The organism is Pseudomonas sp. UC 17F4 (assembly GCF_900101695.1).
Taxonomy (GTDB): Bacteria; Pseudomonadota; Gammaproteobacteria; order Pseudomonadales; family Pseudomonadaceae; genus Aquipseudomonas.
In genome coordinates this window covers 2,624,635-2,638,410 of record NZ_FNKV01000001.1, presented here as the reverse complement: position 1 = coordinate 2,638,410, position 13,776 = coordinate 2,624,635, and the positions used below count along the sequence as shown (strand labels likewise).

Genomic DNA, 13,776 nt, shown 5'->3' with positions numbered 1-13,776 from the left:
ATTTGTGAGAATTCTAATATCTGAGAATTTCGGATTATGCAAGCGCTCACGGTAAGATGCGCATCCGTTTTACCTGACCGAGATGCTTGATGAGTGCCGACCGCCCCCCTGCCGACACCCGCCCTGGCGCGCTGCCGCTGATTGACCGCGCCGAAGTCGGCGCGCGCCTGCGCAGCGTGCGCAAGGCCCAGCAACTGACGCTCAAGCAACTGTCGGCGCTGTCCGGGGTACCGGTCTCGACCCTGTCGAAAATGGAACTGGCGCAGGTCTCGGTGAGCTACGAAAAACTCGCGGCGGCGGCGCGGGCGTTGCAGGTGGATATCGCCCAGCTGTTTCGCGCTTCAGGCGTAAGCGATGTGCCAGTGCCGACCACCGTAGTGGTCAACTCCCTGCCCAGCGCCCCCGGCTACAGCACCGGCACCTACGACTACCACCCGATTGCCGGCGAATTCCCGCAGCGCCTGATGACCCCGATGTACGCCCGGATCATCGCTCGCGAGCGGCAACAGTTCGACGAATTCATCCGCCACCCCGGGCAGGAATTTGCCCTGGTGCTGAGCGGGCGTGTACGGATTGTGTTCGAAACCGGTGAAGCCGTGAGTATCGGCCCGCAGGAGACGGCGTACTTCAACAGCAATGTCGGGCATATTTATCTTTCCGAGACGGAAGATGGCGGCGATGCGCATGTGATGGTGGTGATGACGGATCGGTAACAGCGTTGTCTGTAACACCGCATCGCGGGTCAAGTCGAGACGTCGCACCGCCGCTCCCACAGCGCTACGCGCTCAACAAGAGCGAAGCGAATTGTGCTCTTGATCTTGATCTACCGGCCCCGTTAACCAGAAGGGCCGAGTGCAGGTGTTGCGAAGGGGCTAGTGCGCAGCACCTTCGGCGTTAGCCGAAGTTGCGAAACGTAGAGTTGCTTGCAACTCGAAGTTCGCAATGCCCCGTAGCGACACCGGAGCGAGGGAACCCGAAGCGCAGCGCAGGGCCCACTGGTGGGGCGAGAATTTTTGCTTACTTTTCGACTGAAAAAAGTAAGCCGCCGTAAGGGCGGAAAGGTGACTAAGCCACACCCTGGCAAATGGATGGTGCAAACCCTCCCGAAGCTCGACCCAGTTATAACCTAATAACGAACAAGTCTATTTGGCTATAAAAAAACCTTTATGCTGGCTGCCATCCGATCACGGGCACGTTGGGCGTTTAGGTTACTTATGGATGTAGGTTCTTTCGGTTTCACCATTGCAGGCCTGGTAGTTGGATTCATCGTCGGCATGACCGGCGTCGGCGGCGGCTCGCTGATGACCCCGATCCTGCTGTGGTTCGGCATCAACCCCGCCACCGCCGTAGGTACCGACCTGCTCTACGCCGCCATCACCAAAGCCAGTGGCGTCTGGGTCCACGGCAAAAACAACAATATCGACTGGAAAATCACCGGCTGGCTGACCCTTGGCAGCGTCCCGGCCGCCGCCCTGACCCTGTGGTTCCTCGCCAGCCTCGATGCCGACACCCAGGCCGCCAACGCCATTATCAAGCAAGGCCTGGCCGTGGTCCTGGTGCTCACCGCCCTGGCCATCCTGTTCAAAAGCAAACTCCAGGCCTTCGCCAGCAAACACGCCGGCGACCGCTACCACCTGAGCGGCACCAGCCTCAACCTGCTGACCGTAGTCACCGGCGTGGTGCTCGGCGTCATGGTCTCGCTGACCTCGATCGGTGCCGGCGCCCTGGGCACCGTGGCGCTGTTTCTGCTCTATCCGTACCTGGTCACCCGCCGCCTGGTCGGCACCGAAATCGCCCACGCCGTGCCCCTGACCCTGGTCGCAGGTCTCGGCCATGCGAGCATGGGCAACATGGACTGGTCGCTGCTCGGCTACCTGCTGCTCGGCTCGCTGCCGGGCATCTACATGGGCAGCCACCTGACCGGGCGAATTTCCGACAGCATCCTGCGCCCGTGCCTGGCGGGCATGCTGCTGATGATTGGCTACAAGCTGGCGTTCTGATCAAGGCTTTCAGGCAACACCAATCCCTGTGGGGCCGGCCTTGCCGGCGATGGGCTACGCAGTAGCCCCAGGGTCAATCCTGCGTACGCCACAGCACCGGCCACTTGTCTGGCCAGTTCCCAGTGCAACTGCCCATGCGTGACAGCGAGCGCGGTCGCATGCGCTCCCCGTCAAAACGCCAGCTCTGTTCCATGCCGCAATCGCCAATGCCCCGCGCCAGGATGAAACTGCTGAGCACCCCGGAGTCCGGGTCATAGCCCACCGAACCGCCAAAGTCGCCCCACTGCTCCTGCGCCGCAATCTTCTCCAGGTGCAGCGCCTTCGCCTGCTCGGGATGCGCCCGCGAAGTGGTGTACAGCGCGTACTCGCAGTTGTAGGCACCGCAGCCGAAACGAAAGCTCACCAGCGCCGTGTCCTTGCTCAAGGCATAGGCCTGGGCACTGTCCGGGGTCCAGTCCGCGTCGGGATCGCGCCAGTCGTTTGCGGTGGCAGTCATGACCACCTCGCTGATGCGCCTGGCCTCTGCTTCACCCATCGGCTCGGGGCGTACGAATGGCGCCAGCTTGGGCAGTACTGGCGCAGAAGGCACGGCGCTATCCGGCGCATCCCCTGTGCGCACCAAGGCGCTGCGATGCCCTGCCCGCCCCTGCACCGAATCGATCAGCAACAACGAAGCCGTCAGGCCGTTCAGAGAGCTGCCAAGCTCGCCATCATTGCTCTGCGAGGTCAGGCGCGCGCCGTTGCGCATGGCCTTGAGCAGGGCCATCGCCTGCTCGCCGCTGGCGTGCCAGAACACCACGCCGTCCTCCTGAGCCTCGCTCAAGGGTAGTGCCAGCGGCTGGCCATCGAGCTGCAACGGCGCCTCCAGCGAGCTGTTGCTGAAGATCGTCACCTGCAGTTGGCCATCGAGGCCGGCCCCGCGCATTACCTGGATGCCCAGCGGCATGTCCGCCCGGGTATCGGCCGCCAACGCCGTGCACTGGCGGGTGTTGTCACAGCCCACCACCCAGTCCTTGAGGGGCTGGTACAGCGGTACCGGTTCTGCCGCCGCAGCGTGGGCAGCACCGGGCAAGGCCAGCAAGGTGAGAAAAGCGGCGTGCAACGGTGCGCTCATGATGAATTCCGTTTCAGGTAAACGGCGCATTCTAACGCTGGGCATCCTGAAAGTACTGCTCCAGGGTAATGATGCTGAGTTCACCAGCGGCTGGCTGATTAGACAACCGGCTTGCCAAAAACATATGGAAATCCGTATATTCGAATTTCCACATGTAAAAGGCCGATTCGATGCTCAGCCCCACCGCCCTGTTCAAATGCCTCGCCGATGAAACCCGTGCCCGCGCCACGCTGCTGATCGCCCGCGAAGGTGAACTGTGCGTCTGCGAGCTGATGTGCGCGCTCGACCACAGCCAGCCAAAGATCTCCCGCCACCTGGCGCAACTGCGCAGCTGCGGCCTGTTGCTCGACCGCCGCCAGGGCCAGTGGGTGTACTACCGGCTTAACCCGCAACTGCCGGCCTGGGTCAACCAGGTATTGCAGTTGACCCTTGAAGCCAACGGCCAGTGGCTCAGCGCCGACAGCACCCGCCTCGACGGCATGGGTGATCGCCCTGCCCGCGCAACCTGCTGCTAAGGAGTCCGCCCCATGCGAATCCTGTTCATGTGCACCGCCAACAGCTGCCGCAGCATTCTGTGCGAAGCGCTGTTCAACCACCTGGCCCCGGCCGGTTTCGAAGCGCTCAGTGCCGGCAGCTTCCCCAAGGGCCAGGTGCATCCTCGCAGCCTGTCGACCTTGCAACGCGCCGGCATCGGTATCAGCGGCCTGACCAGCAAAGGCAACGACACCTTCGTCGACAACCCACCGGACATCGTCATCACCGTCTGCGACAACGCCGCTGGCGAAGCCTGCCCGCTGTACTTCGGCCCGGCACTGAAGAGCCACTGGGGGCTGGCGGACCCGTCCGAAATCCACGGCACCGACACCCAGCTCGATGCCGCCTTCGACGCCACCCTGGCGCGTATCGCGCTGCGCTGCACAACCTTCCTCGCCCTGCCCTTCGAGCGCCTGAGCCGCGATCAGCTGCAGGCTGAAATTGACCGCATCGGCACCTTGTAAAAGGACTCTCCCATGAATGATCAACTGCCCAATCTCGACCTCGACCTGATCCCTGCCAACGCCGCCCATGACGGGCACAAGCCGCGCATCCTGCTGCTTTACGGCTCGACCCGCAAACGCTCGTTCAGCCGCCTGCTGACTGAGGAAGCTGCGCGCCTGCTGGAGCACTTGGGCGCCGAAACCCGGATTTTCAACCCCAGCGGCCTGCCCCTGCCCGACGACGCGCCCGAGGACCATCCCAAGGTGGTCGAACTGCGCGACCTCATGCAATGGTCCGAAGGCCAGGTGTGGTGCTCGCCCGAGCGCCACGGCGCCATGTCGGCGGTGTTCAAGGCGCAGATCGACTGGGTGCCGCTGGCCATGGGCGCGGTGCGTCCGACCCAGGGTAAAACCCTGGCAGTGATGCAGGTGTGTGGTGGTTCGCAATCATTCAACGTGGTCAACCAGCTGCGGGTACTGGGGCGCTGGATGCGTATGTTCACCATCCCCAACCAGTCCTCGGTGCCCAAGGCCTGGCTGGAATTCGACGGTAACGACCGGATGAAACCTTCGGCCTACTACGACCGCGTGGTCGACGTCATGGAAGAGCTGGTCAAGTTCACCCTGCTGCTGCGCGGGCGCAGCGAGCATTTGGTCGATCGCTACTCCGAGCGCAAGGAGTCGGCCGAGGCCTTGTCACAGCGGGTCGGCCAGCGTTCGATCTGAGCGCCTGACGATAGCCAGCGAATAATCACACCGGCTGTCGTCATCCAGGCTTACCAGTTCCATGGCCAGTGCGAAGCGCTCGGTAATCCCCAGCTCATCCCCCAGCCCACGGAAAAACTCGCGCAGTACCGGCCACTGCAGCACGTCTTCGAAGCCCAGTTCACGGGCGATGCGGTGGTAGCGGTCGGCGCCGGTGATGCGTATAAACACCTGCTCGGCGCCGAATTCGAGGATGTGCAGGCGGTATTCCGGACTGGAGGTAAAGATCGCCGCCACCACCAACCGGCCGAGGCCACGGGCGTCGCGCTCCAGTTGCACCTGGCTGGCCATGTGCCGCGCTGCCATGCGCCGGCCGAGGCGATAGAACATGCGCTCGGACAGGCGATTGATGTGCTCGCGGCCGAACATTTCCCCGGCCTGCTCCAGCATCAGGCCATAGAAGGCCCCGGTGATGTTCGACAGCGACTGGGCCATGCCGACCACGCTGTCGGGGAAAAACGCATGGACCAGCGCCTGCCAGTCCATATCCTCGGGGTAACGGTCGTGCTCGCGCAGGGCGGCGGCTTGCAGGAAGGTCTCGGGAAGTCCTTTTCCGGGCGAATTCATTGCCACTGATCTCCATGAAATGGCCCCATGCATCCATTGCACAGGCGACCGATGAGTGTAGGCAAGCCTTGCTGGCGCTACCTCACCAACCGACGTCCGGCATGCTCACGGCCCATGACGAACTGCAGCAACCTGTCCATCGGCAACGGCCGGCAGAACCAGAAGCCCTGGCCCAGGCTACAGCCCTGGGCCTTGAGGTAATCGAGCTGCTCGCGGGTTTCGATGCCCTCGGCCACCACCTGGAGATCCAGGCTCTCGGCCAGCATCAGGTAGCCATTGACGATAGCCTGGTCGATCGGGTTGCTCTGCACCTCGCTGATGAACACCCGGTCGATTTTGAGCTTCTCGAACGGCAAGGCGCGCAAGGTGCTAGGCGATGAGTAGCCGGTACCGAAGTCGTCGATCGACACCTGCACGCCCATGCCTTGCAAGCGCAAAACGTTCTGCCGGGCCTGCTCGATATCCTTGAGCGCGGCGGTTTCGGTCACTTCGATTTCCAGGCGGTTGGCCGCCAGGCCGCTACGCTCGAGAACCGCCGCCAACTTGCTGACAAAATCGCACTGCATGAACGAGTAGCCGCTCATGTTCACCGCCACCGGCACATCCAGCAGGCCGGCTTCGATCAGCGCCCGGTTGTCGGCGCAGGCACGGGTCACCACCCAGACATTGAGCGCCGACATCAGCCCGTTCTGCTCGGCCAGGGGGATGAACACCTCGGGCGATACCGGGCCGTTGGCGCCGTCGTTCCAGCGCAGCAAAGCCTCAAGGCCGGTGATCCGTTGCGGGTCGGCCAGCTCGAACTGCGGCTGGTAATGCAGCTGCAATTGCTCGGTCTCGATCGCCTGGCGCAGACGCTCCAGGCGCTGCTGCTCGCGCTGCTGGGTGATGCGCATGGCCGGGTTGAAACAAGCGATGCGATTGCCGCCGGCCTTCTTCGCCTGGTACATGGCAAAGTCGGCATCGATGATCAGTTGATCCGGCGCCGGCGCTTGCCCTTCCCGGCAATTGGCGCAGGTACTGACGCCAAGGCTTGCGCGCACAGCCAAGGCCATGCCGTCGATCCGCAGCGGCGCCTGCAGGCACTCGAACAGCCGTGTGGCCAGGCCCATGCCACCCTGTTCGGCAAACGGCTGACGCACCACCACCACGAACTCATCGCCGCCAACCCGGGCCAGCAACCCCGCACCGGTCAGGCACTGGCGAAAGCGCTCGGCGACGCCAACCAGCACCCGGTCACCGACGTAATGACCATGGTTGTCGTTGATGATTTTCAAGCCATCGAGGTCGATGAACACCAGCACCAGTTGCTGCACCTGCGCTTGCGCCAGGGCGATCTCCTGCTGTAGGCGCGTATGCAGGGCGCTGCGGTTCATGCAGTGGGTCAGGGTGTCATGGCTGGCCAGGTGGTTGATGCGCCGGTGCATCTGCAGCTGTTCACTGATGTCATAGCACACCCCGATCAGCAGTTGCCGGCCACCCAGCAACAGCTCGCCGACACTTACGTGCAAATCGAACAACGAGCCGTCCTTGCGCTTGCCGAGCAGCTCGCGTACCAGGCCGTTGAGCTTGCGCCCGCCGCCCGCACGGTAGGACGCCAGGCACTGATCATGGTGCTCGGCGTAGGCCCTGGGCATCAGCCGGGAAATATTCGCACCGGCAAGTTCGGCGAAGCTGTAGCCGAACAGCTTCTGCGCCGCGGCATTGATCGCCTGCACCCGCCCCCATTCATCGGTGATGACAATCGCATCGGCGGCGGCCTCGAAAATCGCGTAGGGAATGCTGGTCAGCTCACGCTCAGCGTTGGCCGCAAGCTTGTCGAAATCCTCTCGGGTCATGATCGCGGCCTAGCGGTTGAAGCGGTCCACCAGCGCATACATTTCATGCGCCGTGTGTTCAAGCTCACGGCCGATGCTGGCGGAACTGGCGGCTATGTCGACGTTCTGCTCGGACACCTGGGCGATGGTGGTGATCTGCCGGCTGATGTCTTCGGCGACATGGGCCTGCTGTTCGGAGGCGGCGGCCATCTGCTCGGTCATCTGGTGGATATGCTCGACCGCCACGCCGATGCCTTCCAGGGCGTTCTGGGTGGCGATCACCTGATCGACACCGGCATGGGCCTCGTCACTGCCCTGGCGGGCGATATCCACCGCCTGGTTGGCGGCGCTGTGCAGCGACTGGATGATGGTCTGAATGGTTTCGGTCGACTCCTGGGTCTTGAACGCCAGCGCCCGCACCTCATCGGCGACCACGGCAAAACCACGACCCTGCTCGCCGGCCCGCGCCGCTTCAATGGCGGCGTTGAGCGCCAGCAGGTTGGTCTGGTCGGCGATCTGGCGGATCATGTTCGAGGCGATCTGGATCGACTGGGTCTCGTCGGCAAAATTTTCCACCGACTGGCTGATCTGGTTCACCGTGTCCTGCAGTTTCTCGATCACCAGGCGAGTCTTGCCGGCTTCTTCGGAGCCGACCCGGGTCAGCTGGTTGACGTCGTCGGCCTCACGGGCGGTGTCGTGGATGTGGGTCGAAACCTCGGAGATAGACGCCGCCATCTGGGTCATGGCAGTAGCGGCCATGTCGGTCTCGTCGCGCTGGCGCTGCAACGACGACTCGGAGGCCTGAGCCAGCTTGCCGCTTTCGCCGGCCATGGTTTCGGTCTTCTGCGCGTAGTCGCCGGAACGGCTGAGGGCGGTGCGCACCTTGGCCTGTTCGCTGATCAGCGACATCATCAACTGCGCCACGGCGCCATGCTCGTCGGTGTAGGTGCGGGCAATCAGTTCGCTGTCGAAACTGTCGGCGGTGGCACGCCGGGCCAGGGCGAACTTGCGCTGCAGGTTCCAGTGCGCAGCCACCTGCATGCCGACAAAACCACAGGCCAGCACGGCCAGCGCCGCCCAGCTATCGAGGTACCACACGGCGGCAAGGCAAGGCACGCCAAGCGCCACCGGCGCCAGCGCCTGCTCTTTCACAGCCTTGGCCAGGTGCTTGAAGCTCCAGCTCTTTTTGCCCGTACGGATGCGCTGGTAAAGCGCGGCGGCACGCTCGATATCGGCACGCTGCGGCTTGACCCGCACCGACTCGTAGCCGACGACCGTCGCCCCCTCGAGGATCGGCGTGACATAGGCGCTGACCCAGTAATGATCGCCATTGCGGCAGCGGTTCTTGACGATGCCCATCCAGCTCTTGCCGGCCTTGAGGTACGACCACATGTGGGCGAACACCGCTTCGGGCATGTCCGGGTGGCGGACGATATTGTGCGGGCTGCCGATCAGCTCTTCACGGCTGAAGCCGCTGATGGCCACCAGCTCGTCGTTGCAGTAGGTCAGGTTGCCGTGCAGGTCGGTGGCAGAAATCAGCCGCTGTTGGTTCTGGAAGATGACTTCCTGCTGGGTGACCGGCAGATTGCTTCTCATGCGCTGGGTATCCGTTATTGCGAGATCAATCGGGTGTAATTACCCGCATTGTAGGTGTGGCAATTGGCCATACCTCATGAATAGAGCGGCTGTAGCTATAGCGATATGGAATACCTGGTTAATTTTGCTCGCCGGGCTGATTGGCCAGGGTCAGGCATTCACGGAACAGCCGGCTGGCCGGGTCGAGGCTGCGATTGGCCGAGTAGAAGCAGCCGATGCTGCCAAAGCTCAGCGGCTTGCCAAGGTCGAAGGCCTTGAGCTTGCCGCCCTGGGCCAGTTGCCGGGTGGTTTGCAGGGGGAAGAAGCCGACGGTCTGTTGGTCCTGCATCAATTCGTAGTTGGTCAGGGCCGCGATCGACTCGATGACGTTGGCCGGCGGGCCCAGGTCCAGTTCCTCGAACAGGCGGTCGACGGTACGCCGCAACAGACCGCTGCGCGGCGGCAGAATCCACGGGAACGGATGCAGCTCGGCCAGGCTCAGCGGCCCGCCGCTGGCGTGCAGCGGGTGCTCGGCACCGGCGACGATGCACAGCCCCTCTTCGCACAGCACATCGACTTTGAGCCGCGGCTCGTGCTCGTGCCAGCGCCAGTCATCGGGAATGCGCCCGACGACAATATCCAGCTCACCGGCCAACAGGCTTGAGAACAGCTGGTCCATATGCCCGACCCGCACCGTCACCAGCACCCCTGGTGCGCTCTCCTTGAGCAGGCGCAGGGTATGCGGCAACAGCAAGGCCGATGACGAGGTCAGCGAGCCGACCATGACCTGGCCGGTGGTGCCGCTGTGGTAGGCATTGACCTCATCGGTAAGGCTGCGCAGTTCGGTGAGCATGGCATGGGCGCGGCGCACCACCACCCCGCCCAGCTCGGTGGCACGCACCCCGCGGTTGCCGCGCACCAGCAAGGCGGCGCCAAGGAAGGCTTCCATTTCGTGGATGATCTTGGTCACGGCCGGCTGGGTCAGGTTCAACGCCTGGGCCGCGCCCACCAGCGAGCCGCTACGCAGGACCTGGTCGAAGACCACCAATTGATAGAGTTTGAGTTTGCGCGCAACAGAGACAACGGTCGACTTCATGGGTAACACCGGATGATGATCGAGCGCCGTAAAAACAGCACTCAACCTAACGGGCGATTCCTTATTGTTTTATAAACTTTCACACCAGAACTTCGCAGCGTGGCGGGGAGAGTTGTTCATTCCTTTAAACTCAATATAGAGCCCGCAGGCGAGCAAAAAACTGATGTAGATCATCAATTTAGGCGAGAAAAACAGGTAGGGAGAGAGGGTGCGGCGGGGGTTACTTTCCGAGCATAACATACTTTCAGACATCGGCAAGGCAGCGGCTTCCTTGTTATTCCAAACAGCCTATAAAGCAGTCGATTAAAGTTGAAATAAAAATAACGAACACAACTATAACAACTTGGAATACCTGGAAGATTTATTATTTCTGCTTGCCCGACAGACATGAAAAACCCCGCTCGGGGCGGGGTTTGCTCTGGCGGTGACGGTCAGAAGGATTCGACCGGCTTCTGCGCCGCAGCTTCGGCTTTTTTCATCTCCAGGTTAGGAAAGGAGAAGCGGATGTACAGCGCCGAGTCAGCCCCCTCACCGGTCAGCATCAGCTCGGCGCAGCGGATGTTATCTGCAGAGCCATTTAGCAAGGTGGGGACACTGGAGTATTTCTTCGAGGTATCGGCCCCCTCAAGGAAGGTGTAAGTGAAATCCCCCGCCGCGACGCCCACTTCTTCATAGCGGGTATACCGGGTCAAGTAGTCGTCGCGATTGCGCGCACTGCTCGCCAGCTCGATCAAGTCCAATTGCGTGTTGGCGTCCGACATCGAACTCAACATGAACGTCTTGTTCAGTGCTGTCATGGCGTTGTTGTAAATCTCCTGATCGAAGTCACTGATCAGCGAAACCGTGTTCAGTTTGCCGCCTGCAAATACCAGGGCCAGGGTAAATTTGTGGCCGATAAAGTCCACATCATCCTTGCACATGGCGGGAGCGAGAAGATCTTCCGAGCAGTCGTAATAGCCCTTGGCTTCGGTATAGGCTGACCGTGGCGAGTCAAAGGCAAAATCCTTGAACAGCTTTTCTTCGGCCATTGCCGACGAGCTGGCTCCGAGGGTCACGGCCAAGGCCAATCCGAGAGAACCCATTTTTTTCGACATCAGACATTCCCTTGCAGGTGAGCAAAATCTTCGTTAATGGCTCAATGCTATCGCATCCTGAGCACTAATGTCCCTGCGTTGCTCCTTGACGCCTCGCAAGCGTCCAGTTTTCTTGACACATCGAAAGAGACTCAGTAATTTTTCCGCCCCTCCTTTTCGGCTACCTCTGCCGTGCACTGCCCAGGCGTTAACTCGCGAAGCGGTCATACAGATGCCGACACTTCCCTGGCGTACCTCTACTCCGATATCAAGTGCACAAGGATGATTCCATGATCATTCGTCAGGCAAACGCTGCCGACTACCCGCAACTGCTCGACCTCTGGCTGCGCTCCGTGCGCGCCACCCACCACTTCCTACAAGCATCCGACATAGACGCGCTGCTGCCGCAACTGCGCGACGTCTACCTACCCGCGGTTGAGTTATGGGTTGCAGTAGACACTGAAGACCGCCCGCTGGGCTTTATCGGGCTCAACGAAACCCACGTTGAGATGCTCTTCATTGATCCCGACCTGCGCGGGCAAGGCATTGGCCGAGCGCTACTGGATTACGCGCATGATTCGCGGGATACCCTGAGCGTTGACGTAAACGAGCAAAATCCCCAGGCGGTGGGGTTTTATCTGCATTACGGCTTTGTTCAGACTGGCCGTTCGCCGCTGGATGGCGAAGGCCGGCCGTTCCCGTTGCTGAACATGAGCTTGCCGGCTGCAACGGCCTGAAACGGTTCTGGGTTGCCAAGCAGGAATTGGGTCAGTGCGCCAGTGACGGTTGGGTAGCGACCGAGACGGTGAAGATCAAGACAAACAGCACAACGAGTACCCAGAACACCACCACGATTGTCAGCATGACAACCTTCAGGCTTTGATAAAGCCAGCGCAACCAATGACCTTCGGGTCTTGCTGCTGAGCGGGTTCTGAGTACGCCCTTCAAATAGAAACCGAGCAGGGCCAACAGTGCGCCATCAATCAACAGCGCAGGCAGCCCGGCTACGGGAAAAATGCTTTCCCACCGATAGAATGGCGAGCGGCTCAGGAACAGCACATAACAGGTGAGGCTGCCGTAGGGGATGGCTCGCCACCCTTTACCGGCCAGCGCCCCGACCATCAGGCACATAACCATCATGAACGGGTTGAGGAGAATATCGATCATCCATTCCAGTACGTTGGGGAAGTAGCCCGGGGAATGGATGCTGCGCCAGATGTGTTCGAACAATGTTCAGGCTCCTGCCTTTTATGGACTTTCCGCAGCACGGTATCGGCGCATTGTCGGGTTACATGAGCCCTGTTCAGGGGCTGTACGAAACGCCTCTCATCGTAGACTGCTTACGAGCGAACACTCGGCACTCTTGGTAGACTAACGCACCCCTGTTGTTGCTTCGCGCCGGCAAGCTGTAACAAACCGTGCAAAGCAAAACACCCCTGAATGGCTGCAAATGCGTCGTAGAACATGCCCCTAGAATCCGCCTCAACCCCAGTAAACCCGCGCCCTGAGCCGTCCCGCCGGTTCAGCGTTGCGCCTATGATGGATTGGGCCTACTTAACGTCAAACCCCTGAAAGTAAAGGGCTAGCACCACCATCCCGGACATCTGTACCAGTTTCGTACCAACCTGGCTCAATGAAGCACCGGAGCTGAACCACCTAGTACTTTCTGTTGATAGTACGATACGGCTCCCAGCAACGCCTCTGCGGCCACTCGAAGACCCTCGACTTCTTCCGCCGGCTTAACTCCTTTAGCCTCTTCATACGAGCGCCATGCCTGCATTGCCTCATCCAGGAGTGGCTGGCCAACTCTCATTTTTTCCTCAAGATCGTCCATTTCCCCTTCCTCCTTTGCGCACGTGCGAATCAACAGTGTAGCCAGCTCACCAACGGCGTCAGGTTCCCAAGCTGACAACGAGGGTTCGATTCCCCTCACCCGCTCCACTGTTTTCATGGCCTCCAGCGGTGCGTGCACATGACTGCGATCAGTTGGGGGACGTTTGCAATAAACGTTCGTCAGCATCGGCGAAGACTCGTCAGCAGCCTGCCCATAGGTTTTCCCGCTAAAATCTGTGGGGGCACGAAAAAAGAGTAATATTAGTAATATACCTTGGCAAAATCGGCTACAGCCCTTGTAGATCAAGGCTTTCAGCGGTTTTGCGAAAGAGGGATATTCAAGGGATATGGGAGAGATACTATTACTCTTTCAAAAGGTAATATTCCAAAATCTTAAAACCCTTTAAAATCAACGACTTAGCAAAAATATCCCTTTTCATATCCCTCCATATCCCTTCAGCCTGTAATATCTCAAGCCCAGTAAAACCGGGGCCTACAGCGCCATTTACCGCCCGCCCCCACCCATATCCCTCTTTTTTCAGATCCCCCTTCCCCACTTGGAGACGTCGATGAAAGCCCCTGCTCAGCGCCCCGCATTACCCAAGATCGAAGTTACGAAAGAGGGCCGATACTGGCGGGTGGATTGGGACTACCAGGAAGCCCCTGAGAGTCGGGTGCTGTTTGACAAGGCAGAGTTTCTGGATGGATATGTATGCGGCGTGCTGGCAACACTGGGCGTCTCCGCAGGTGAAATTTGCCGTCCTTCAGCTCGCGCCGGCACGGCTAAGAAAATGTGCGAAGAAACTGCCCTCAAGCTGGCCGAACTGCTAAAAAAACTCCTCCACCCGGTCGTTGAGGATCAGCACCGCCGCCTGGTAAACGAAGCCAACCTCCCGCATGCGGAGCTATTGGCCGAAAGCAAAGAAGTGAAAAGTTCTGGAGACCGTTGAACCTGCTACAGC

Annotated in this window: 14 protein-coding genes and 2 pseudogenes; 7 read left to right on the top strand and 9 right to left on the bottom strand. The window is 60.6% G+C overall.

What is annotated here, in order from left to right; genetic code table 11:
- Positions 1 to 89: 89 nt before the first annotated feature.
- Positions 90 to 713, top strand: coding sequence for a helix-turn-helix domain-containing protein (locus BLR26_RS12300; RefSeq protein ID WP_093380930.1), 624 nt, complete (start codon positions 90 to 92; stop codon positions 711 to 713).
- Positions 714 to 1,214: 501 nt separating this feature from the next.
- A complete protein-coding gene (locus BLR26_RS12295; RefSeq protein WP_045194827.1) occupies positions 1,215 to 2,000 on the top strand; it encodes a sulfite exporter TauE/SafE family protein in 786 nt (261 codons plus the stop codon).
- Positions 2,001 to 2,073: 73 nt separating this feature from the next.
- On the opposite strand, the gene BLR26_RS12290 is transcribed toward BLR26_RS12295, so the two are convergent.
- Positions 2,074 to 3,114: a DUF1176 domain-containing protein gene (locus BLR26_RS12290; RefSeq protein ID WP_176794239.1), complete on the bottom strand. Its 1,041-nt coding sequence runs from the start codon at positions 3,112 to 3,114 to the stop codon at positions 2,074 to 2,076.
- 170 nt (positions 3,115 to 3,284) lie between these two features.
- Between BLR26_RS12290 and BLR26_RS12285 the strand changes: the two genes are divergently transcribed.
- From BLR26_RS12285 to arsH, 3 genes are read left to right on the top strand one after another with little or no spacing between them, the layout of a single operon-like run.
- Complete coding sequence (locus BLR26_RS12285) at positions 3,285 to 3,629, top strand: metalloregulator ArsR/SmtB family transcription factor (RefSeq protein ID WP_045194829.1); 345 nt, start codon at positions 3,285 to 3,287, stop codon at positions 3,627 to 3,629.
- Positions 3,630 to 3,641: 12 nt separating this feature from the next.
- Positions 3,642 to 4,112 (top strand): arsenate reductase ArsC, encoded by a 471-nt coding sequence (locus BLR26_RS12280; RefSeq protein ID WP_093380924.1) that lies wholly within the window; start codon positions 3,642 to 3,644, stop codon positions 4,110 to 4,112.
- A gap of 12 nt (positions 4,113 to 4,124) precedes the next feature.
- On the top strand, positions 4,125 to 4,817 hold the full coding sequence (gene arsH / locus BLR26_RS12275) for an arsenical resistance protein ArsH (protein WP_093380921.1): 693 nt from the start codon (positions 4,125 to 4,127) through the stop codon (positions 4,815 to 4,817).
- Here arsH and BLR26_RS12270 read toward each other — a convergent pair.
- From BLR26_RS12270 to BLR26_RS12250, 6 genes and pseudogenes are all read right to left on the bottom strand, one after another.
- Positions 4,788 to 5,423 (bottom strand): hypothetical protein, encoded by a 636-nt coding sequence (locus tag BLR26_RS12270; RefSeq protein ID WP_093380918.1) that lies wholly within the window; start codon positions 5,421 to 5,423, stop codon positions 4,788 to 4,790. The genes arsH and BLR26_RS12270 overlap by 30 nt on opposite strands.
- A gap of 77 nt (positions 5,424 to 5,500) precedes the next feature.
- Complete coding sequence (locus BLR26_RS12265; protein ID WP_093380915.1) at positions 5,501 to 7,258, bottom strand: putative bifunctional diguanylate cyclase/phosphodiesterase; 1,758 nt, start codon at positions 7,256 to 7,258, stop codon at positions 5,501 to 5,503.
- Between the two features lie 9 nt (positions 7,259 to 7,267).
- A pseudogene (locus BLR26_RS27710) lies at positions 7,268 to 8,215 on the bottom strand (methyl-accepting chemotaxis protein); the annotation flags it as partial.
- 357 nt (positions 8,216 to 8,572) lie between these two features.
- Positions 8,573 to 8,833: pseudogene (locus BLR26_RS27705) on the bottom strand (PAS domain S-box protein); the annotation flags it as partial.
- 118 nt (positions 8,834 to 8,951) lie between these two features.
- Positions 8,952 to 9,908 (bottom strand): LysR family transcriptional regulator, encoded by a 957-nt coding sequence (locus BLR26_RS12255; protein WP_093380910.1) that lies wholly within the window; start codon positions 9,906 to 9,908, stop codon positions 8,952 to 8,954.
- A gap of 431 nt (positions 9,909 to 10,339) precedes the next feature.
- Positions 10,340 to 11,002: a hypothetical protein gene (locus BLR26_RS12250; protein ID WP_045194840.1), complete on the bottom strand. Its 663-nt coding sequence runs from the start codon at positions 11,000 to 11,002 to the stop codon at positions 10,340 to 10,342.
- A gap of 269 nt (positions 11,003 to 11,271) precedes the next feature.
- Here BLR26_RS12250 and BLR26_RS12245 point away from each other — a divergent pair, with 269 nt between their 5' ends.
- Complete coding sequence (locus BLR26_RS12245; protein ID WP_093380906.1) at positions 11,272 to 11,718, top strand: acetyltransferase; 447 nt, start codon at positions 11,272 to 11,274, stop codon at positions 11,716 to 11,718.
- A gap of 31 nt (positions 11,719 to 11,749) precedes the next feature.
- Here the strand turns inward: BLR26_RS12245 and BLR26_RS12240 are convergent, their stop codons facing one another.
- Together BLR26_RS12240 and BLR26_RS12235 are read right to left on the bottom strand one after the other, a co-directional pair.
- Complete coding sequence (locus BLR26_RS12240) at positions 11,750 to 12,211, bottom strand: hypothetical protein (RefSeq protein ID WP_093380903.1); 462 nt, start codon at positions 12,209 to 12,211, stop codon at positions 11,750 to 11,752.
- Positions 12,212 to 12,611: 400 nt separating this feature from the next.
- Positions 12,612 to 12,815 (bottom strand): hypothetical protein, encoded by a 204-nt coding sequence (locus tag BLR26_RS12235; protein WP_093387434.1) that lies wholly within the window; start codon positions 12,813 to 12,815, stop codon positions 12,612 to 12,614.
- Between the two features lie 568 nt (positions 12,816 to 13,383).
- Here BLR26_RS12235 and BLR26_RS12230 point away from each other — a divergent pair.
- On the top strand, positions 13,384 to 13,764 hold the full coding sequence (locus BLR26_RS12230; RefSeq protein ID WP_093380900.1) for a hypothetical protein: 381 nt from the start codon (positions 13,384 to 13,386) through the stop codon (positions 13,762 to 13,764).
- Positions 13,765 to 13,776 lie beyond the last annotated feature (12 nt).

Bases quoted from the DNA above. Each gene is read 5' to 3' on its own strand.
- BLR26_RS12300 (WP_093380930.1), top strand. From the start codon at position 90: ATGAGTGCCGACCGCCCCCCTGCCGACACCCGCCCTGGCGCGCTGCCG.
- BLR26_RS12295 (WP_045194827.1), top strand. From the start codon at position 1,215: ATGGATGTAGGTTCTTTCGGTTTCACCATTGCAGGCCTGGTAGTTGGA.
- BLR26_RS12290 (WP_176794239.1), bottom strand. From the start codon at position 3,114: ATGAGCGCACCGTTGCACGCCGCTTTTCTCACCTTGCTGGCCTTGCCC.
- BLR26_RS12285 (WP_045194829.1), top strand. From the start codon at position 3,285: ATGCTCAGCCCCACCGCCCTGTTCAAATGCCTCGCCGATGAAACCCGT.
- BLR26_RS12280 (WP_093380924.1), top strand. From the start codon at position 3,642: ATGCGAATCCTGTTCATGTGCACCGCCAACAGCTGCCGCAGCATTCTG.
- arsH (WP_093380921.1), top strand. From the start codon at position 4,125: ATGAATGATCAACTGCCCAATCTCGACCTCGACCTGATCCCTGCCAAC.
- BLR26_RS12270 (WP_093380918.1), bottom strand. From the start codon at position 5,423: ATGAATTCGCCCGGAAAAGGACTTCCCGAGACCTTCCTGCAAGCCGCC.
- BLR26_RS12265 (WP_093380915.1), bottom strand. From the start codon at position 7,258: ATGACCCGAGAGGATTTCGACAAGCTTGCGGCCAACGCTGAGCGTGAG.
- BLR26_RS12255 (WP_093380910.1), bottom strand. From the start codon at position 9,908: ATGAAGTCGACCGTTGTCTCTGTTGCGCGCAAACTCAAACTCTATCAA.
- BLR26_RS12250 (WP_045194840.1), bottom strand. From the start codon at position 11,002: ATGTCGAAAAAAATGGGTTCTCTCGGATTGGCCTTGGCCGTGACCCTC.
- BLR26_RS12245 (WP_093380906.1), top strand. From the start codon at position 11,272: ATGATCATTCGTCAGGCAAACGCTGCCGACTACCCGCAACTGCTCGAC.
- BLR26_RS12235 (WP_093387434.1), bottom strand. From the start codon at position 12,815: ATGGACGATCTTGAGGAAAAAATGAGAGTTGGCCAGCCACTCCTGGAT.
- BLR26_RS12230 (WP_093380900.1), top strand. From the start codon at position 13,384: ATGAAAGCCCCTGCTCAGCGCCCCGCATTACCCAAGATCGAAGTTACG.